This window comes from Psychrobacter sp. DD43, from assembly GCF_904846555.1.
In the GTDB taxonomy this organism is placed as follows: Bacteria; Pseudomonadota; Gammaproteobacteria; order Pseudomonadales; family Moraxellaceae; genus Psychrobacter; species Psychrobacter cryohalolentis.
On the sequence record NZ_CAJHBE010000004.1, the window covers coordinates 70433 to 90965 of the forward strand.

The window sequence follows — 20533 nt, forward strand, 5'->3', positions numbered from 1 at the left end:
AGTATTTGATATGCCACTATAAATATCAGCGATATTGTAGATTAGCTGGTGGCTTGTCTCATAACGATAGATAATCTAGCATGCGGTAATTTGTGTACTTGCGCTCTATTCTTCTTGATTTTTGAGGGCTGACACGCATTATAAATACAGTTATCAAGGTCAGTCACGTATAAAATAATCGCTGTTATGAGCGAACTTATTAGCTAAAAGGTCAGATTGTCATGGGTATGTGGATTGCTATTCTCATTGTACTATTCGTATTAGGGAGTATGATGGCGCTCAAGCCGAGCGGTATCGATCAGCGTTTAGATAAGCTGCGTATGACCGCGCGCCGCTTGCAGCTCAATCCAAAGCTGGTCACTTGTCCTGACTGGATAAAGGGTAAAGACAACGAGTATGGTCGCGGGATGATGGGTCAGTATTGCTTAATATTAGAAAATACCAATCTGCCGTTTACCCGCTATCAAGTGATTGATGGGCAATGGCGACCAGATAGTAGTTTTGTTGATACGACTACAGATGATAATAAGCTTATCGTGCCAACGGCTATTCGTGCGAATCAAAGCAATACCCATACAGCAATTAAGAAGCCCAATGTCAGTTTGGACAAGATGCCACTTGATTTGCCAGTCAGTATTGAGCCCTATGTAAAGGGGCTATTGACTAAGGCAAATAGTATCGTAATTTATTGGGAAGATATCGCTTATGTACGCCCTGCGACCAATCCTACTTATCAGCAAAAATTGATTGAGAGCGATTTATTAGCGCTCAAAGAAAAGCTTGAAGAGTGGGCGCTGCAGATGCAAAAGATCCTATAAAAATCGCCACAAGGTAGCAAATTGTTTTTTCGTCTCCATAAAAGAACGATATGCAAGTGCTTTTGGCAGACGCTTAGTCATTTTCAGTTGACAGTTTAAGCCTTAGCAGTGTAACGTCTTTATAACTGAAACCTTTCGTTATGGTTATCATTTGTTTTATAACCGATTTTACTAGCAGCCATTACTACAATAATTTGCCACGCCCTTATAACCAAACCTATAAATGGCATGCTGCTAGACAATTCTTATTTTAATTTACTTATTATGGTGTCGTCACCTATGACAAAACCCGCAGCTAAAAAAAGTGCAGCGCCCGCTGCTGACAAACCTAAAGGCAGCCCGAAAGCCAGTCCAAAGGGCAAATCTTTGGTAATTGTTGAATCACCCGCCAAGGCAAAAACCATCAATAAATACTTGGGTGATGATTTTATCGTGCGCTCAAGTATCGGTCATGTCCGAGATTTGCCAGTCGGTGCAAGTAAAAGCGCAAAGAAACCAGCAACGACCAAAAAAGATGACAGTCTAAGCAAAGAAGAAAAAACCCAGCAAGCATTGGTACGGCGTATGGGTGTCGACCCTGAGCATGATTGGGCGGCAGTCTATGAAGTCTTGCCAAATAAGACCAAGGTCATCAAAGAGCTGAAAGCTTTAGCCAAAGATGCTGACAAAATCTATCTGGCAACGGATATGGATAGAGAGGGAGAGGCGATTGCTTGGCATCTTAAAGAAGTCATCGGCGGCGCTGACAGTAAGTATGAGCGTGTGGTTTTTAACGAGATTACCAAATCTGCCATTCAAAATGCCTTTAAGCAACCGTCTAAACTTGATATTGACCGAGTTAATGCACAGCAAGCGCGGCGTTTTTTAGATCGTGTCGTTGGTTTTATGGTATCGCCACTTTTGTGGCAAAAGGTTGCTCGTGGTCTATCGGCGGGTCGCGTGCAGTCAGTTGCCATGCGCTTGGTTGTTGAGCGTGAGCATGAAATCCGCGCCTTTATTCCAGAAGAGTATTGGCAGATTCATGCCGATACCCATATTGCTGAGAGCAAAGCCAAAAAAGCTGCAGACGCTGAGCAAATTGGTATTCGTTTAGAAGCCACTAAGCAAGGCGGCAAAACGCTAAAGCTCGTCAATAAAGAGCAGACCGATAAAGTATTAGATGTCCTAAAAGCAAATGACTTTATCGTCAAAGAACGTGAAGAGAAGCCAACGCAGTCGAAACCAAGTGCGCCTTTTATTACCTCGACTTTGCAACAAGCCGCCAGCACGCGTCTGGGATTCTCAGTTAAGAAAACCATGATTTTAGCGCAACGTTTATATGAAGCGGGTCACATTACTTATATGCGTACCGATTCGACCTTTTTATCAGGTGATGCGCTTGCTGCGGTACGTGGCTATATCGAAGACAGCTATGGTGCGAAATACGTGCCAGAAAAGCCGAATTTCTATGGTAATAAACAAGGCGCACAAGAAGCGCATGAAGCCATACGTCCGTCTAACGTCAATATGAAGTCAACGCAGCTTAAGGCCGTTGAACGTGATGCAATACGTTTGTATGAGCTAATCTGGCGTCAGTTTGTGGCCTGTCAGATGCTACCAGCAAAATATCTATCAGTGAATTTATTCGTTGCTGCTGACGACGTTGAGTTAAAAGCACGCGGTCGTACCTTGGTATTTGATGGCTATACTAAAGTGATGCCACCTGCCAAGACCGACGATAACTTATTACCAGATGTGAAAAAAGGCGATAAATTAATAGTAGATAAGCTTGATCCGAGTCAACATTTTACCAAGCCGCCACCGCGTTTTACTGAGGCAAGCTTGGTCAAAGAGCTTGAGAAAAAAGGCATCGGTCGTCCATCGACCTATGCTTCTATCATCTCGACTATTCAAGATCGTGGTTATGTAAAGCTCGAAAACAAGCGTTTATTTGCCGAAAAAATGGGTGATATCGTCACCGATAGATTAACCGCAAGTTTCCCTGATTTGATGGATTATACCTTTACCGCCGCCTTAGAAGATAAGCTTGACCATGTGGCAGAAGGCGATACCGACTGGAAAGATGTCCTCGATAATTTCTATGGTGACTTCAAGACAACGCTTGATCGTGCTAAAGAAAAAGACGGCATGCGCCCCAATGATCCAACCGATGTACCAGATGTCCATTGCGATCTTTGTGCTCGTCCAATGCAGCTACGTACCGGTTCAACGGGTGTATTCTTAGGTTGTACTGGTTACAACTTACCACCGAAAGAACGCTGTAAAGGCACTAAGAACTTAATGCCAGTCGAAGCTTTTGCCAATCTTGATGATGCCGAAGGTGATGACGAAGCGGCCGAAGTCAGAGATTTGATGGAGAAGAAACGCTGCCCGAAATGCGGTACGGCAATGAATGGTTATATCGTTGATGGCGGTCTTAAGCTGCATGTGTGTGGTAACAATCCTGATTGTGATGGTTATGTCTTAGAAGAAGGTAAGTTCGAAGTGCCTGGTTCTGACTCTCCAACCATTGATTGTAATAAGTGCGATGGGCAGATGGAGCTAAAGACGGGACGTTTTGGTCCTTACTTTGCTTGCCAGCAATGTGATAACACGCGTAAAGTATTGAAAACAGGCGAAGCAGCACCGCCGCGCATGGATCCTATTCATCTACCAGAGTTAAAATCTGTTAAGCATGAAGATTACTTTATCTTACGTGAAGGCGCAGCGGGCATGTTCTTAGCAGCCTCTAAGTTCCCTAAAGTACGGGAGACACGTCCGCCAAAGCTTGCTGAGCTGCGAGAGATTAAAGATAAAATGGAAGACAAGTTCCAGTATTTGTTTGAAGGTCCAGATGAAGATCCAGATGGTAATCCGACGATTTTACGTTGGTCGCGCAAGAAAAAAGAGCAGTATATCGGCTCTGAGAAAAATGGCAAAGCCACACGTTGGGGCGTTTACTGGCGTAAAGGAGAGTGGGTAGAGGAGTAAATTTCTTTTACCTTTAAGCCGTCAATAGTTTCAGGCTATAAAAAAACCTCTTATACAATCTAAGAGGTTTTTTTATGATTTAAAATCGAAGCTATGATTATGGATTATGGATTATCTTTTTTCGATGATACCGCAAGCGACGCGATCACCGGCATTACCAGCTGGCTGACTGGTGTAATCATCAACGCCACTATGCACGATAAAGGCTAGGCGATTGACGCTGTATTTACCAGCATCAGCGGCAGAAATTTTCTTATTCACATAATTGATAGTTGCGACACCATCCGCATTAGCCGTTAAATTAGGTAAGTCGCCTGCATGACCATTCATGTCATTTGGGTTAGAGTGTGGTTTGTTATCTGGATTAAAATGCCCACCTGCTGCTTTACCCATATTGCCACAGCTTCCTGTTTCATGAATATGTAACGACACGGTCTGACCTGGCTGCAAGTTCATCAGCTTACCATATACTTGCACACCACCATCAACGGGACGTAAAAACATTTGCCCGACTTCATTTTTATCACCAGTAACAGTATTAATGGTCGACTTCAAAACAGGTTGGTTTAGAGGATTGCCTGTTTGCATCTGACCTTCTACCGTTTGGCAACCCGTCATTGCTAAAGCAGAACCACATAATAGAGCACTTGCAAGCATTGTCTTATTCATTATTATCTCCGTTTTAAATTCGTGTTTTTTATATCATCAATGATTTACTGTATCAGTATAGCTAGGCGCTTGAAGGAGTTATTCACTAAAAGCGCAACAATCGGTTAATAAATGTAAGTATCATATGATTTTTAAAAGAAGGTAACTTACGCAAGAGATCTTCCTATCATATTTGAAGGGATTTAATCCAAGAGAAAATAAATAGCAAATTTAAAAATCCTGAACAAAAAAAAGACCGTAACTAATATTACGGTCTTTTTCTTACGTTAACTGATTAATTGTGTAGCGCTTTACCTTTGGTCTTATCAACCGTTACTTTGGCAGGTTTAATTGGTACTGGCATACTGACCAACGCTACTTTTAATATCTCATCAATCGTCGCGACTGGCTGAATGGTTAAGCCTTCTTTGACGTTATCAGGGATATCGGCTAAGTCACGCTCGTTAGTATCTGGAATCAACACATGCTTGATACCACCACGATGCGCTGCGAGCAGCTTCTCTTTAAGACCACCGATACGTAGGATTTTACCGCGCAGGGTAATCTCACCTGTCATGGCAATATCTGGACGAATAGCAATACCAGTTAATGCAGATACTAGCGCTGTCGTTAGCGCACCACCAGCAGATGGACCATCTTTTGGAGTGGCGCCTTCTGGCATATGTACGTGGACGTCAGTCGTTTTAAAAGTCTCGTAATCAATGCCTAAGCTATCGCCACGAGCACGTACCACACTCATCGCTGCACGGATAGATTCTTTCATCACGTCACCGAGTGAACCGGTAAAGATAAGCTCACCTTTGCCTTTCATCGCAACCGCTTCGATAGTAAGTAGCTCACCACCGACTTGTGTCCAAGCAAGCCCAGTAATACGACCAATCTCAGGCTCTTCTTCCGCTAGACCATAGTCATACTGATGGACACCTAGATAGTCATCGATGTTTTTGTCATCGACCACGACCAGCTCACGTTCTGCTTTTTTCGGAGCGCGGGCGCCATGCGTTTCAACCGAACCGCGAACCACTTTACGGCAGATTTTATTCACTTCACGCTCAAGGTTACGTACACCGGCTTCACGCGTATAGCTACGCACGATGCTATGCAATGCTGCTTCTACAATCTCAATCTCGCCTTCTTTGAGACCATTATTTTTAATGGCTTTTGGCACTAGATACTTCTGCGCGATATTCACTTTTTCTGCTTCGGTATAACCCGGTAAGCGAATAACCTCCATACGGTCAAGTAGCGCAGCTGGAATATCCATACTGTTAGCGGTACAGATAAACATCACTTGTGATAAATCCAAGTCCATATCTAAATAATGGTCATTGAAAGTATCATTCTGTGATGGGTCTAGCACTTCAAGCAACGCTGATGCTGGATCACCGCGGAAGTCATGCGCCATCTTATCGATTTCATCCAATAAGAATAGCGGGTTTTTGACTTCTACCTTTGCCAATGACTGCACGATTTTACCTGGCATTGCACCGATATACGTACGGCGATGACCACGAATCTCAGCTTCATCACGTACACCGCCAAGCGCCATACGTACAAACTTACGACCGGTTGCACGAGCAATTGATTCGCCCAATGAAGTTTTACCAACACCCGGAGGACCGACTAAGCAAAGAATAGGACCGCGCAGTTTTTTCACTCGTGATTGTACAGCGAGATACTCTAAGATGCGATCTTTGACATCTTGTAAGCCATAATGGTCTTCGTCTAGAACAGTTTTAGCTTTATCTAAATTGATAGAAACTTTAGTCGTCGCATTCCACGGCGTGTCCAAAATCCATTCAATATAGTTGCGCACCACTGAAGATTCACTCGAAGCCGGTGGCATCATTTTGAGCTTTTTCATTTCTTGCTCAGCTTTTTTGCGCACATCTTCTGGCAAGTCAGCTTCATCAAGACGTTGTTCAAGCTCAGCCACGTCATCTTCACCATCGAACGCACCGTCATTCATATCTGACAGCTCGTTTTTAATGGCTTTCATCTTCTCGTTTAAGAAGTATTCGCGCTGATTGTCTTCCATTTGCTGACGGACAGCTTCTTGGATATCTTGTTCGATGTTTTGCTCAGCACTTTGCTTGACCAAATATTCGGTCAAAGTGTTGATATGGGTTTTGATATCATTTTGCTCTAAAAATGACTGTTTGATATCAAGATCCATCGACACACGAGTTGAGATAAAGTAGACCAACTCAAGCAAATCATCGATACGTTTTGCAACGCGCGTTAGCTCACGCGCATTACGTAAACGTGCATCGGCATAGCTTTCAAACAGCGAGGTTAAAGCTTGAATCGTGTTTTTCTGCTGGCTCTCATCCATGCTGACATCAAGGTCTGCACGCTCAAAGCTTGCCATCAATAAATCATCATGACTCTCTATCGAATCAACACGAGCGCGATATTGACCTTCGATCAATACTTTGATGCAATTCTCATCGCTATCATGTGGCATGGTGCTGACGATACGACATACTGTGCCGTATTGATATAAGTTATCGTGATCAATGTCTTCGGTGAGCGAGTCTTTTTGAGCAACGACCAAAACTTTATTGCCGTACTCAGCTTGCGCCAATTCAACCGCTTTGACTGAAGGCTCACGACCGACAAACAAAGCAATTTGCATATGCGGATAAACAACGACATCGCGCAGTGCCAATAATGGCAGATAGTCTTCAACAGCATCTTCTTTACTGTCTTTCGCAGTGTCATCTTCTTGAGCAGCGTCAGACGCTGACTTGTTTTCTACTGCGTTATCAGACGAGGTTTTTAGCTCATTCTGTTGCTCGTTTTCTAGCTCACTTTGCTGCTTGTTGTCATCAGCAACGTTAGGTGACACGTCGACATCGATATCGATATTGTCTTTATCAATTTTATGTTCACTCATATATTCTTCCTCGTTCACCAGACTTGTAAAGTCAAGTTAGTGGTTCATGTTTAGATAAATGGTGCTGCTATATAAAATTGCAAGGCTCTGTTATCAACAGTTGAGAGAATATTGTGCCTTTATCTATTTTTTCTCTTCAGGCTATTTGGTTTTGCGCGTGGGTTTTAGTCGTAAAATCAGGTAGAATAGCGCGCGTCTAAACCGCTCCGTTCAAATAGCAACTGTGTGGATTAAAAGGCTGAGACGACATAAGTAAATTGGCAGCATACCAAAATGGGTCGATAGTAGGCTAAAAAATATAGGGTAAGGGGCGAGAATATGACCATCAATGCGGTGCTACTGGCGGTAGTCATCATGCTAGGGCTGTCTTTGGCGCGGGTACACGTGGTACTCAGTTTGTTAATCGGTGCGCTGGCAGGTGGGCTCATTGCTGGTCTCGGTATGACTGATACCTTGAACGCCTTTCAAGAAGGGATCAAAAATGGCGCACAAATCGCGCTGTCTTATGCGCTGTTAGGTGCGTTTGCAGTAGCAATCGCTCATTCCGGCTTGCCACAATCTTTGGCAGGGGCAGTGATTAAACGCATTGATGCAGGCGGCACCAGTGGCATGATTAAATACATGTTGTTTGCAGGTCTTGTCACTATGAGCTGCTTTAGCCAAAACTTAATCCCTATTCATATTGCCTTTATTCCCTTGCTTGTGCCGCCATTATTATTGGCATTTAATCGCATGCATATTGATAGACGTTTAATTGCTTGTTTGATTACCTTTGGACTTGTCACGACTTATATGTTTATTCCTTATGGGTTTGGCGATATTTATCTCAATCAAATCATGCTCAAAAATGTTGGTGAAGCCGGTATCGATATCAGTAATATCTCGGTGACCAAAGCCATGGCGATTCCTGCTTTGGGTATGTTCGTGGGCTTACTGATTGCTGTATTTATCAGCTATCGTAAACCGCGTCAGTATCAGCAGCTAGCAATTGATAAAGCTGCGCATGATGAAGTGTTAGATAGTGACGAGTTAAGCAAAACTGCGGCTACTGCACAAACACAAAGTAAAATGAAGACGCTAGTGGCGATTGCAGCGATTGTCACTGCTTTTGTGGTGCAGCTATATACTGACTCACTATTGCTAGGATCTATGTTTGGTTTTGGCGTCTTTATGGCGACAGGCGTCGTCAAATGGCGTGATGCCGATACGGTCTTTAATGATGGTATCAAGCTGATGGCGATGATTGGCTTTATTATGATTACGGCGCAAGGGTTTGCGGAAGTCATGAAAGCGACTGAGCAAATACAGCCATTAGTCGATGGAGCGGCATCGTTGTTTGCTGGTAACAAAGCGATGGCAGCATTTATTATGTTACTCATTGGCTTGATTGTAACTATGGGTATTGGCTCATCCTTTTCGACCATTCCAATTTTGGCAGCGATTTATGTCCCACTTTGTATTTCGCTTGGGTTTTCGCCATTGGCAACAGTAGCTATTATTGGAACGGCTGGTGCGCTTGGTGATGCCGGTTCTCCAGCGTCAGATTCAACCCTTGGTCCCACCTCTGGTCTAAATGTTGATGGACAGCATGACCATATCAAAGACAGCGTGGTGCCAACCTTTATCCATTACAACATTCCGTTATTGATCTTTGGCTGGATTGCGGCGATGGTGCTTTAATTAACAATATAAACTCTTAATGTCGATATAAAAAAGGCGAGTGACTTTATAATCATTCGCCTTTTTGGTTTTTTATAGTCAGGGAAAAGTAATATCCATACATCATATACTGCTGATATTAATTTTCTTTGCTTGCTGTGCCTACGCAGACAGAGGCTACAAAAAATTTATACCAGCAGTACTGTAGCGTTTTTAAGATATTTTAACTATATGATGATGTGATTTATGCCTTTCTTAATACTATTCATCAAAATCCTCAATCTCACTATTTAACCCACTCAAAAACTCATCACTTTGCGCCATTAATTCATTTAAACGGCGTTCATTGATAGTATTTGCTAACTCGTCAGCGCTAAAAGTCTGCTCTTGACTATAATAGAGCCGCTCATAATCCGCTTTTTCTAACTCTTGCAAATGTTGTTCGACATTCTCTGCACTAGAGTTAGTATCTAGAGATTTTTTATCATCTTTCATCGAAACCACCTCAAGCCACTTGGCGTAATTATGGCATCTAACGGCACATCCCATGATTGACGCTCTAGTTGCTCAACCACTTGGAAGTCATAGCACCAGCCTATCTTTAAGGGTTTTTTCGCTCCTGATTGATAGCTTTTGCTAAGCGTCGTATCATAAAATCCGCCACCCATGCCCATACGATTGCCGTTTTTATCGACCGCCACCAATGGACAGATAATGACGTCTAGCTCGCGTGCCCATAGCAATCTGCGATGATGTTTTTGTTTCATGCCTAAGCCATGAATGCGTGTCGGTACATTTAATAACTTTGCATGATAAATAGGCACAAAGCGTAACCGCTTATCATCATTGCCAAGAGAACCGACGACAGGTAAATAAGGAAAATAGCCTAAGTGTTGACACCAATCCAAAATTGGCTGAGTGGGCAGCTCACCAAAGCCATCATAATATAAGCCAATACGTGCATTCGGCGGTAAGCGTTGCTGTAGCTTGACTAAATGCAAGCTTGCCATGCGTGCATATTGTTTACGCTCATTATCCAAGAGCCTACGACGCTGGCGAGTGAAATGGCGTCTGGGTGGGTTGCTAATGGTATCAGCTATTTGCACATTATTAGCAGCTTGACTGCTCACGGTAGATAACTCAGGTAGCGAACTGGTAGATTGTTGTTGGCTGGTGCTCTTAGACATCAGTTACCCTCACGGACGTGGAGAAATTTGTGATAAGTCATGCTATCATAACGCCACTTTACAGCGTATTTTTCTTTGTGTGCAGCAGCTGTTGCACTTTTTATGACAAACCATTCATTACCAAACCATCAAAGAGGGTAGTTATGTCAACACAGAATCAGGCAACTCGTACCGAAAAAGACACCATGGGCAATGTAGAAGTCCCAGCTGACGCTTATTGGGGTGCACAAACTCAGCGTAGCCGCGAAAACTTTAAAATCGGTGGCGAGACCTTGCCGCGTCCGATGATTGAAGCGATGGCACTGGTCAAAAAAGCCGCTGCGATTACTAATGCGAGCCTTGAGCGTATCGAAGATGATAAGCGCGATCTTATCGTGCAAGCCGCTGATGAAGTCATCAATGGTGGTCTAACGGATCAGTTCCCATTAGTGGTATGGCAGACCGGTTCTGGTACGCAGTCAAACATGAATATGAATGAAGTATTAGCGAATCGTGCCAATGAAATCGCAGGGAACGCGCGCGGCAGCTATACGCCAATTCATCCAAATGACCATGTCAACCATGCACAGTCTACCAACGACAGCTTCCCAACGGCGATTCGTGTTGCCGCTGCTCGTGAAATCAATAGCTTACTGATTCCAGCGGTAAAAGCATTGCGCGATACACTAGACGCCAAAGCCAAAGAATTTGATAGCATCGTGAAAATCGGTCGTACGCATTTACAAGACGCCACGCCTTTGACTTTAGGTCAAGAGTTTAGCGGCTATGTTAGCCAACTTGATCATTCATTGGTACGTATTGATAATGCGCTACAAGGCTTGTATGAATTGCCATTAGGTGGTACGGCGGTTGGTACTGGTCTAAACGCTCATCCTGATTATGCGGTAAAATCAGCTGAGCAATTGGCGACATTATCTGGTCTTCCATTTGTGACGTCACCGAATAAATTTGAAGCACTAGCTGCTCGTGATGCTGAAGTATTTGCTTCAAGCGCACTAAAAACGCTAGCAGGTAGCTTGAATAAAATCGCTAACGACGTACGTTGGTTGGCATCAGGTCCCCGCTGTGGTTTGGGCGAGTTGACGATTCCTGAAAATGAGCCAGGCTCTTCTATCATGCCGGGCAAAGTAAACCCAACCCAGTCAGAAGCAATGACCATGGTTGTGGCGCAAGTCATGGGTAACGATGTCACTATCAGCATGGCAGGCGCGTCAGGTAACTTTGAGCTAAACGTTTATAAGCCAGTTATCGCCTTTAACTTATTGCAATCTATCAAACTGCTTGGCGATGCGTGCAATAGCTTTAACGAAAACTGTGCTGTTGGTATCCAGCCAGTAAAAGACAAAATCGATGACTTCTTGCATAACTCATTGATGCTAGTGACTGCGCTTAACCGTCATGTTGGTTATGAGAATGCCGCGAAAATCGCTAAGACTGCTTATAAAGAAAACAAAACCTTGAAGCAAGTTGCGGTTGAGCTAGAACTGCTAACTGAAGCTCAGTTCGATGAGTGGGTAATCCCTGCTGATATGGTAAATCCTAAGTAAGCAGTAGACCAAATAATGATGTGCTACGGTGTCAGACTTGCTTAATGTACGATAGGTACCATTTGTACTGCTAGTAGCAGCATCATATTTGTTCCACTGAAAGTTTCGAAAACAAGACCTTGTCACTTCTTATACGAGAATGTGGCAAGGTTTTTTTTTGGTTTATATTTTTAAAGCTAGATCTACATCTTATATAGTGAATGTAATCTCAAAGATTGCTTATGGACTACTATAACTATTATCATATACATGCAGAATTTTGGAAAAAAAGACAATAACCTAACTCGGAGTAAACAATGATTACCCATGTACCTGATATGACTTTTAAAACTCGTGTTCGTGATGACTCTATTGGAGGAGACAACCCGTTCACATGGTATGATCTAACCACAGATGAGTTATTTGCCAATAAAAAAGTGGTTGTGTTTTCTCTACCAGGTGCGTTTACGCCAACTTGTTCGACCAGCCATCTCCCTCGTTATGAAGCGCTTTATAATGAGTTTAAGGCGTTAGGCATAGATGAAATAGTTTGCATTTCTGTCAATGATGCGTTCGTCATGTACCAATGGGGTCTGAAGCAAAACCGTGAAAACGTTTTCTTACTTCCTGATGGTAATGGTGAGTTCACTCGTAAAATGGGGATGCTTGTTGATAAGAGTAATGTTGGCTTTGGTATGCGCTCATGGCGTTATTCGATGGTTGTCGACAATAAAGAAGTTAAAAAAGTGTTTAAGGAAGCTGATTTTGGCGACAACTGTCCAATAGACCCATTTGAAGTATCAGATGCAGACACTATGTTAGAGTATTTAAAAAGTAATGCTTAGATTCTATTGAGAAGTTAGAAATAAAAAAGACCTTGTCATGTAATGTGGCAAGGTCTTTTTTATAAATAAGTTTATCGTTTTTAGAGGTAAATTGGATACTAATATATGTAAAATAGCGTATGGTAAACTGAACTTATATAGGTTAGTTTACCATACGCTATTTTTAAATAGTATTTGGAATAATAATGCTTAAAAGGCACCCTAAAATACTAAAAAATGAGTAGTACAAGCATTGTTTATTCAAAAAATGGAGTATTTATGAGTTGGTTTTATCAGTTTCTAGATGGAGGTATATTAACAAATTTAGTTTTTCTAGTACTTGCTGTAGTAAGTATTTTGATATCAGTAACTCTTTACATTAAGAGTAAGAAAGAAAAGGAATTAGTGTTTAGCGCTAAAAGCTTTGAACTGATTCAAAACTCCATTTCGTCAATTAATAATTTGACTATTAAATATGGTGAACATGATGTAGAGGCATTAACAGTAACTAGACTTTCTTTCTGGAATGACGGAAAGGCTACTATTGATACTGATGACATAGTAAGTTCAGATAAGCTACGTATTGAGCTAGCTAAGGATATTAAAATTTATACTGCTAGAATAGAGATGACAGCAAAAGAATCAAACTCAATAACACTATGCATTATTGATAATAAAATAATAATTAACTTTGATTTTCTAGATTATGGCGATGGAGCCATAATTAACTTTTATCATAGTGGAAGTATGGAACAAGCTATACGTTTGAAAGGTACTCTTAAAGGAGCATTACCAATAAAACCAGCTGATGAATTAGAAAGCTTGCCTATTACGAATTATATTGGTCGTTTTTTGTTCCGAAAATATTGGGATGGGGGTGAGACTCTTAATGTTTTAGAAAGGGTTATTGCTTGCGTTTTCTTACCATTCGCTATTCTATTTTTAATAATATCCATGTCATTTGAGGCAGTTAGTTATAAGTTCTTTAAAAAGATACCAAAACAGTTTGTTCTGATAGAAAAGGGAGCAAATGTTGGAAAGAACTAGTTAGGCGGTAGGAGAAATACACTTTACCAGCATCTTAGGCTGAGAGAAGAAAGACCTTACTACATTACGCAGTAAGGTCTTTTTTAATAATAATCTAAGCTCAACTAGAACTTATAAAGCAAACCAAGCGTCGTCGTAGCATCAGTACGCGAGTCAACCATTGGACTGTCATATTGCTCATTTGGCAGATAACTTAAGCTTTGATTGGCAAAGCCCGCCCAGCGCTTACTGAAATCATAGTTGGCACTAACATTAATATAAGGATTCAAGCTTGAGTTGGCGGTATAAGCAGCGACGCCCGTTCTAGTTGACTCTGTATCGCTCACGCCGTAGTAGTATTCATTGTAGTCGGCATCATTGTACTCAAATCCAACGCTTGGATAGACCGTTAGCTTGTTTTTGCTAATTTTACCAATATAGCTTAAGCGGGCAGTATTACCGCCGCTACGATCTAAGATATCTGTAGCGTATTGGGCACGAAAGCCACCAACCGGTGTCAGACGCGTATAGCTTAAGCCTGCAGCAGCAGAGGCTTTACGCTCATCAAGTCCTTTTAGTGCGCCAGTAGCATCATCAGGATCAAATGAATTGCCAGCAAGCTGAGCATAAGCAGCTAGCTGATTGCTGCCGTCATTGATAAGGTATACACCCGCTTGAGCACCGCGTGCGTAGATTTTATTATTGTCATAGAATGCGCCTGGCAATACTTTTATCTCGGTGCTTTCTTCCAAATCATAAGCAGATTTGACTGCCATGACGTTGACGCCGACGCTTAACTCAGCATCAGGATCTTTCGGTAGGTTTTTATTGAAGAGTGCTGCATTAGATAGGCTAGCTGTGCCAAGCATGGCAGTAGCTGTCAACGTGCTAAGCAAAGCACGCTTAAAAGTAGGGGATAGCGATGATGATGTAGACATGATTTGCTCTCATAAGTGGGTGAAACAAAGGGATAAAAATAGTAAAACACGTAAGGATTTTTGTACGTTATAGTCGATTCATCTTAAAAACGATACAGTGCTATTGGCTATAAATTTTTTGCAGCCTCTGGCACGCCTGCGAACAGCAAGCAAGAAAAAATTATAGCCAATAGAACGTTATTACAATCGTATCGCTTTTATTTTGAACTGACTATAGAATCAGGTAAAAATAAAAGCGATATAGGCTAAACAGTGCTTTGCTCAATGGCATTGAGCACTTCTACTAATTGCTGATGAATATCTTGCCACCACCACATAAAGCCAATGCTAATAAATAACATCACAACCCACGGCAGCAATTGCCAAATAAGCGCAGGTTTAATGGCTGTGCTTTTTTCATTCAGGGTTTCGTTAAGAGTAGGACGAATAGGATTGGTAGGGTTAACAGTTACGTTTGAGTTTACACCCCTATTATTATCTACATGACTCTCATTATGCAAACTGGTGTTATTTAAATGAGTATTATTTAAGTGTGCATTATTATCAAAGTCAGTGCCGCTATTCACTGGCGTATTAATATAAGTGGTATGATATTCGTTTTGTTGCTCACTTTGATAATGGGGTAAATAATCATTCTCGTAAGTGGCAATATTCTGTATGACAGCTGCCATACGTTGACGATAGGCAATCGCAAAAGGTAGTGAAATGATAAGACCGGTAATCGCACCGCCAATGTGACCAGCATTGTCGATACCTGGCACCGCAAAACCATAGACTAAGTTGATGCCCATAATAAATATCAGGCTTTTAAGGTTCAGCACCATACCATTGACTGATATCTTAAACAGCGCAGCGATTAATAACGCTGCGCCAATACCCATGATACCGCCCGATGCGCCCGCAGATAATCCAGCTTGTCCTGTTCCGTCCACAATACCTTGCCATGTGACGTAATTGTTCAGTAAGTTGCCACCGATTGCTGCCAGTAAAAATAGCGCCAAAAACTTCGCTGAGCCAAACATCGGCTCGGCGATTTGACCAAAAAAATACATAGCAAAACCGTTAAACAATAAATGCATCAGCCCAATATGCAAAAACGCACTGCTCACCAAGCGCCATGGCTCATTATCCATAGTAAAAGGCAGAGCATTGGCACCCCACTTTACCAGCGCTTCAGTTGAGGGATTATTGGCATCGACACCCGTTAATACCTGCATGATAAATAGCCCGATAAAACTGACTAATAACAAGGTGGTAACAGGCGCTGTCTTTAATAATTGTTGAATGGTCATAACATCTAATTATCAATAAAAAATTATCAGTACAGTATAAAGGGTATAGATAGTATAAAGAAAGCGACCAACAAGTCTAAGTAGTTATATCGTCTACACTTACCAGCGCATTGGCGCTACGTAAGGCAAGGCAGTTTTGAGATGCTCGTAGGTACCTTTGACTAAGATATCATCGCGCACTTCATTGATATCGGTATGACCGCAAAACGCCATGCTGATATCACATTCGTTATAAATCAGCTCAAGCGCGCGGCGGACACCATCTTCGCCATACGCGCCAAGACCATAAAGAAAAGCGCGACCAATCATCGTGCCATTGGCTCCTAATGCCATCGCTTTGAGTACATCTTGCCCAGAACGAATACCGCTATCGAGCCAAACTTCAATCTGACTGTCTTCAGCACGCACGGCTTGTACAATATCGGATAGAGATGAAATGGAAGAGGGCGCACCATCCAATTGGCGTCCACCATGATTGGAGACCACTAGCGCATCGGCACCGCTACGAGCTGCCAGTACAGCGTCTTCTGGCTCCATAATGCCTTTGATAATCAGCTTGCCACCCCACATGTCTTTAATACGAGCGACATCATCCCAGCTCAGCGCCGGATCGAACTGCTCAGCTGTCCATGCGGATAGCGATGAGATATCCTCGACGTTTTTAGCGTGACCGACGATATTACCAAAGGTGCGACGCTTGGTACCCAGCATATTCATACACCATTCTGGCTTGGTCATCAGATTTAAGATATTGGCAAGCGTCGGTTTTGGCGGCGCAGATAGGCCGTTTTTAATGTCTTTATGACGTTGACCGAGTACTTGTAAGTCGGCGGTCAGGATGAGCGCTGAACAATTGGCTTCTTTTGCGCGGCGAATCAAATTGGCGATAAAGTCCATATCGCGCATCATATATAGCTGAAACCAAAACGGCTGGCTGGTATGGGTGGCGACATCTTCGATAGAGCAAATACTCATGGTCGATAGTGAAAACGGTACACCAAACTTTTCTGCTGCCTGTGCCGCGAGGATTTCTCCATCTGCCCACATCATGCCAGTAAAGCCTGTTGGGGCAATCGCAACAGGCATTTTTACTGACGTGCCCAGCATTTCGGTGGCAAGCGAGCGTCCTTCCATATTAACCAATACCCGCTGACGCAGTTTGATACGGTCAAAGTCGGTTTCATTATTGCGATAGGTGGTCTCAGTCCATGATCCTGAGTCGACATAATCATAAAACATGCGAGGTACTTTACGCTCAGCAACCCGTCGTAAGTCTTCAATTTCAGTAATTTTGCTCAAATTTTTCATAAGGTCTTCCTTGTTGCTTATTTGGTAACCGTTTATTAATTATGATGCTGTGGTCATTCATTTTTTGTCGTTAATTATTAGATAATATTATCTTAACCGTGACATAAAACTGACGCTATCATAGTTAGTATAATAGCGTCAGTTCAAGTGCTGAGTGCGGATTCACAGATTTACTAGTACAGCTAACTCATGTTAAGTAACGGTTTTTTTACTCGTTATTGCCATGATGCCAAAAAATGCGATTGGCCAAATGACAGCCAATATCCACCACCACATTTGACCGAAAATAATACCCATACCGATCAATCCTGCCTGAATCACATAGTATGTCATTGCGACTAAGGTTTTGCGAATAACATAGCCTTCTTTATCCATCAGACCAACCACCGCGCAAGCAGCAACGACGTTATGTACCGCAATCATATTACCAGCAGCGCCACCGACCGCTTGCAGTGCTACTACTTGTGCAGCAAGATTGACATCTAAGCCAATTTGACTAGCGGTTGACCACTGAAAGTAAGCGAACATCATATTACTGACGGTATTTGAGCCTGCAATGAAGGCACCCAGCGCGCCAATCCACGGAGACACGAGTGGCCATGCATTTTGAAAGGCACCAGCGGCACTCTCAGCCAGTAAGATGGGCATAGCGGGTAGCGAATTTGCGACTTCAGCAGCTGACCCGGAGTTGATGAATACTTGTACCATCGGTACCGAAAACAGCAAGGCTGGTGCGGCGGCTACCATGGTTTTTGCAGAACTACTCCAACTACGTTTGACGGCTTGTCCGTTCATTTTGAACAACAAGATAGAGATTAATGCAACAATAATTAGAATGATACCTGGAGAATAGGCAAGTTGGATTTTACTAGAAATAGTTGTACCAAAAAGATTGGTAAATTGTATAGTGGTCAAATCTCCAGTCAAAAATGCCTTCAGCGGTGCAATGACTCGAGTGATGATTAGTAGACCAATAACGATGAGATAAGGAGAAAATGCCCGAACCAAAGAAAATCTTGGTGCAATAGAATCATCAAACTTTTCTTCAGGTAACGAGCCGAGCCAGTCTTTATCCCATTTAGCGCGTGGCGCAAAATCAAAAATCTCTTTAGGCATCAAGAAGCCGCGCTTTGCTGCAGGAAGCACAATCATAAGACCGATAAAACCGCCGACCAATGATGGGAACTCAGGACCTAGGTATCTAGCCACCAAATAATAAGGAACGGTAAAGCAGAGACCAGCAAAAATTGCGAAAGGCCATACTTTGAGCCCTTCAACGAAGGAGCGATTTTTACCAAAGAACCGAGTCAAAAATCCACTCAAAAGTAACGGAATCAAAAAGCCTACCAGCGCATGTATCAGACCGATGTTACCCGCGATTTGTAATAGATAATTTTCAGTTGAGAGTGGCGCAATCGCTTGCGTTATATCTGGCTTATCATTGATACCAGTCCAAACGCCAAGTAATACTGGCGTACCAACGGCACCAAATGATACGGGCGTCGACTGAATAATTAACATAGCCATAACTGATGCCATCGCTGGGAAACCTAAAGCGAGCAACAACGGTGCACCGATAGCAGATGGCGTACCAAATCCTGATGAGCCTTCTATCAGCGAGCCGAATAACCACGCCACAATGATAACTTGAACGCGTCTATCGGGCGAGATATCCATAAAGCCTTTACGAATAGCGACAATAGCACCCCCTTCCTTCAGAGTATTCAGCAATAAAATAGCCGCAAATACAATAAATAAAAGCGTAAGTGCGACGATGATGCCGTTTACAGTCGCGGCTGCGACTTGGGCGCCACTGGCTTGCCAAACGAACAACGCTAATAGCGCGGTTACTAAATAGGCAACGCCCATAGAAATCTTGGCAGGGAGCCGCAACATTACAAGCAAAACGAGTACTACTAGAATAGGCGCTAAGGCCAAAAAAGTGTACATAATAAACCGTCCTTGGTATATGTAGTTGAAGTCATCTTTGAAATATCATTGAAGGATATTTCTTTTTTGTTTATCAGTATTAAGCCAAAAGAAGCCCGTAGTTTTTTGGTGCTGCGGGCGTCATTCAAATGGCAGTAGAGAACTTATTTTAAAAATTAGCTGAGACCTTGTATTCTTTGTTAAAGTAGTTAAGAGCTGATTATGATTGTCCTTTACAATCCGCTTAACTCATTATAGTTGGTTTTATTGTGGGTCTAACAATTCGATCCAATGCTTGACTGGGACGGACGCATGGCTGCCTAAATGCAATTGGCATCCGATATTGGCTGTCACAATCTGATCTGGGTTATCGATGGTAAGATCGTTGATTTTATTGGTGAGTAGTTGCTGGCTAAGCGTAGGCTGAAGGAGCGAGTAAGTACCAGCAGAGCCGCAGCATAAATGTCCGTTTTGGGTTTTAGAGAGCTCAATCCCAGCGCGTTGCAATATCTGCTCAACATGACCGCCTAACTGCTGAGCGTGCTGTAGCGAGCATGGGCAGTGGACAGCGGTCTTACGATTCGTCTGTTTTACTACCAACTTCTCTAGGTCCTCTTTGATCAAAATCTCACTCAGGTCTCGGGTCAGTGCACTGATACGCTTGGCTTTAGCTGCATAAGCGTCGTCATGTTTGAGTTTTTCGCCGTATTCTTTGACCATCGAGCCGCAGCCTGAGGCACTGATGACAATGGCTTCAGCCCCAGCCTCAATATATGGCCACCACGCATCAATATTGCGCCGCATGAACGCAAGTCCTTCTTCATGAGCAGGTATGTGATAGCTCACAGCGCCGCAACATCCGGCCTCTGGTGCAGCGATCAAGCTGATACCTAGCTTATCAAGTACTCGGGCGGCGGCACTGTTAGTGTTTGGGGTGGCAGAAGGTTGAGCGCAGCCCTCTAGCACCAGCATTTGACGCGAGTGTTGCTGCGAGGGTCGCGGGCGGGTGATTTGCTTAACAGGGACTTGGGCTTTTAAGTCGCGAGGCAAAAAGGCGCGAAACAGTTGTCCGAGTCGTAAAAGAAACCCAAATCGGTGCGGATAGGGCAACACCTTTCTGATAAGCCAGCGTTTGAGCCTTTGATCGGCAGGTCGTGATACCTGTTCTTCCATAATATCGCGGCCGATCTCAGCCAAGCGGCCATATTTTACCCCAGAAGGGCAAGTGGTTTCGCAACTACGACAAGTCAGACAGCGGTCTAAATGAAGTTGGGATTTTTCGCTAACCTCACCAGTTTCAAGCATTTGTTTTAGTAAATAAATACGACCGCGAGGACCGTCACGCTCATCGCCAAGCTCTTGATACGTGGGACACGTGGCATTACAAAATCCACAGTGAACGCAAGTGCGCAAAATATCATCGGCTTCTTGAATATCTGGGTGATCCAGATATTTTATATTGATTTGAGTTCGCATTACGACTTCCTT

General features: G+C 43.0%; 15 protein-coding genes. 6 read left to right on the top strand and 9 right to left on the bottom strand.

All coding sequences use genetic code 11. The features are described from left to right. Positions 1-221 precede the first annotated feature (221 nt). Both JMX89_RS03195 and topA read left to right on the top strand, forming a co-directional pair. Positions 222-818 (top strand): hypothetical protein, encoded by a 597-nt coding sequence (locus JMX89_RS03195; RefSeq protein ID WP_020444081.1) that lies wholly within the window; start codon positions 222-224, stop codon positions 816-818. 279 nt (positions 819-1097) lie between these two features. Further along, positions 1098-3788 (top strand): type I DNA topoisomerase, encoded by a 2691-nt coding sequence (gene topA, locus JMX89_RS03200; RefSeq protein WP_227672990.1) that lies wholly within the window; start codon positions 1098-1100, stop codon positions 3786-3788. 111 nt (positions 3789-3899) lie between these two features. On the opposite strand, the gene JMX89_RS03205 is transcribed toward topA, so the two are convergent. Together JMX89_RS03205 and lon are read right to left on the bottom strand one after the other, a co-directional pair. Beyond that, complete coding sequence (locus JMX89_RS03205) at positions 3900-4457, bottom strand: superoxide dismutase family protein (protein ID WP_201530948.1); 558 nt, start codon at positions 4455-4457, stop codon at positions 3900-3902. Between the two features lie 274 nt (positions 4458-4731). Further along, on the bottom strand, positions 4732-7356 hold the full coding sequence (gene lon / locus JMX89_RS03210; protein ID WP_227672991.1) for an endopeptidase La: 2625 nt from the start codon (positions 7354-7356) through the stop codon (positions 4732-4734). 318 nt (positions 7357-7674) lie between these two features. Here lon and JMX89_RS03215 point away from each other — a divergent pair, with 318 nt between their 5' ends. After that, complete coding sequence (locus JMX89_RS03215; RefSeq protein WP_181209788.1) at positions 7675-9036, top strand: Na+/H+ antiporter family protein; 1362 nt, start codon at positions 7675-7677, stop codon at positions 9034-9036. Positions 9037-9276: 240 nt separating this feature from the next. Here JMX89_RS03215 and JMX89_RS03220 read toward each other — a convergent pair whose 3' ends face one another. After that, positions 9277-9510: a hypothetical protein gene (locus tag JMX89_RS03220; RefSeq protein WP_201530946.1), complete on the bottom strand. Its 234-nt coding sequence runs from the start codon at positions 9508-9510 to the stop codon at positions 9277-9279. Then, a complete protein-coding gene (locus JMX89_RS03225; RefSeq protein WP_201530944.1) occupies positions 9507-10202 on the bottom strand; it encodes a 5-formyltetrahydrofolate cyclo-ligase in 696 nt (231 codons plus the stop codon). Before JMX89_RS03225 ends, JMX89_RS03220 begins: the two co-directional genes overlap by 4 nt. 143 nt (positions 10203-10345) lie before the next feature. On the opposite strand from JMX89_RS03225, the gene fumC reads away from it, so the two are divergent. From fumC to JMX89_RS03240, 3 genes are all read left to right on the top strand, one after another. Further along, on the top strand, positions 10346-11749 hold the full coding sequence (gene fumC, locus JMX89_RS03230) for a class II fumarate hydratase (protein WP_181209791.1): 1404 nt from the start codon (positions 10346-10348) through the stop codon (positions 11747-11749). A gap of 296 nt (positions 11750-12045) precedes the next feature. Beyond that, positions 12046-12573 (top strand): peroxiredoxin, encoded by a 528-nt coding sequence (locus JMX89_RS03235; RefSeq protein WP_133105077.1) that lies wholly within the window; start codon positions 12046-12048, stop codon positions 12571-12573. Between the two features lie 258 nt (positions 12574-12831). Then, the gene (locus JMX89_RS03240; RefSeq protein WP_133105076.1) at positions 12832-13599 is read left to right on the top strand and encodes a hypothetical protein; all 768 of its coding nucleotides are present in this window, start codon (positions 12832-12834) and stop codon (positions 13597-13599) included. A gap of 104 nt (positions 13600-13703) precedes the next feature. On the opposite strand, the gene JMX89_RS03245 is transcribed toward JMX89_RS03240, so the two are convergent. From JMX89_RS03245 to glcF, 5 genes are all read right to left on the bottom strand, one after another. Beyond that, a complete protein-coding gene (locus JMX89_RS03245) occupies positions 13704-14516 on the bottom strand; it encodes a MipA/OmpV family protein (protein ID WP_149492153.1) in 813 nt (270 codons plus the stop codon). Between the two features lie 245 nt (positions 14517-14761). Continuing rightward, positions 14762-15808, bottom strand: a complete 1047-nt coding sequence (locus JMX89_RS03250) for a rhomboid family intramembrane serine protease (protein ID WP_201530940.1) — start codon at positions 15806-15808, stop codon at positions 14762-14764. A gap of 99 nt (positions 15809-15907) precedes the next feature. Beyond that, on the bottom strand, positions 15908-17116 hold the full coding sequence (locus tag JMX89_RS03255; protein WP_201550823.1) for an L-lactate dehydrogenase: 1209 nt from the start codon (positions 17114-17116) through the stop codon (positions 15908-15910). A 192-nt stretch (positions 17117-17308) separates the two neighbouring features. Continuing rightward, a complete protein-coding gene (locus JMX89_RS03260; RefSeq protein WP_181209797.1) occupies positions 17309-19066 on the bottom strand; it encodes an L-lactate permease in 1758 nt (585 codons plus the stop codon). A gap of 243 nt (positions 19067-19309) precedes the next feature. Next, the gene (gene glcF, locus JMX89_RS03265; protein WP_201550825.1) at positions 19310-20521 is read right to left on the bottom strand and encodes a glycolate oxidase subunit GlcF; all 1212 of its coding nucleotides are present in this window, start codon (positions 20519-20521) and stop codon (positions 19310-19312) included. Positions 20522-20533: the final 12 nt, after the last annotated feature.

Excerpts from the sequence above, each read along its gene's own strand:
- JMX89_RS03195 (WP_020444081.1), top strand. The coding sequence starts at position 222 with ATGGGTATGTGGATTGCTATTCTCATTGTACTATTCGTATTAGGGAGT.
- topA (WP_227672990.1), top strand. The coding sequence starts at position 1,098 with ATGACAAAACCCGCAGCTAAAAAAAGTGCAGCGCCCGCTGCTGACAAA.
- JMX89_RS03205 (WP_201530948.1), bottom strand. The coding sequence starts at position 4,457 with ATGAATAAGACAATGCTTGCAAGTGCTCTATTATGTGGTTCTGCTTTA.
- lon (WP_227672991.1), bottom strand. The coding sequence starts at position 7,356 with ATGAGTGAACATAAAATTGATAAAGACAATATCGATATCGATGTCGAC.
- JMX89_RS03215 (WP_181209788.1), top strand. The coding sequence starts at position 7,675 with ATGACCATCAATGCGGTGCTACTGGCGGTAGTCATCATGCTAGGGCTG.
- JMX89_RS03220 (WP_201530946.1), bottom strand. The coding sequence starts at position 9,510 with ATGAAAGATGATAAAAAATCTCTAGATACTAACTCTAGTGCAGAGAAT.
- JMX89_RS03225 (WP_201530944.1), bottom strand. The coding sequence starts at position 10,202 with ATGTCTAAGAGCACCAGCCAACAACAATCTACCAGTTCGCTACCTGAG.
- fumC (WP_181209791.1), top strand. The coding sequence starts at position 10,346 with ATGTCAACACAGAATCAGGCAACTCGTACCGAAAAAGACACCATGGGC.
- JMX89_RS03235 (WP_133105077.1), top strand. The coding sequence starts at position 12,046 with ATGATTACCCATGTACCTGATATGACTTTTAAAACTCGTGTTCGTGAT.
- JMX89_RS03240 (WP_133105076.1), top strand. The coding sequence starts at position 12,832 with ATGAGTTGGTTTTATCAGTTTCTAGATGGAGGTATATTAACAAATTTA.
- JMX89_RS03245 (WP_149492153.1), bottom strand. The coding sequence starts at position 14,516 with ATGTCTACATCATCATCGCTATCCCCTACTTTTAAGCGTGCTTTGCTT.
- JMX89_RS03250 (WP_201530940.1), bottom strand. The coding sequence starts at position 15,808 with ATGACCATTCAACAATTATTAAAGACAGCGCCTGTTACCACCTTGTTA.
- JMX89_RS03255 (WP_201550823.1), bottom strand. The coding sequence starts at position 17,116 with ATGAAAAATTTGAGCAAAATTACTGAAATTGAAGACTTACGACGGGTT.
- JMX89_RS03260 (WP_181209797.1), bottom strand. The coding sequence starts at position 19,066 with ATGTACACTTTTTTGGCCTTAGCGCCTATTCTAGTAGTACTCGTTTTG.
- glcF (WP_201550825.1), bottom strand. The coding sequence starts at position 20,521 with ATGCGAACTCAAATCAATATAAAATATCTGGATCACCCAGATATTCAA.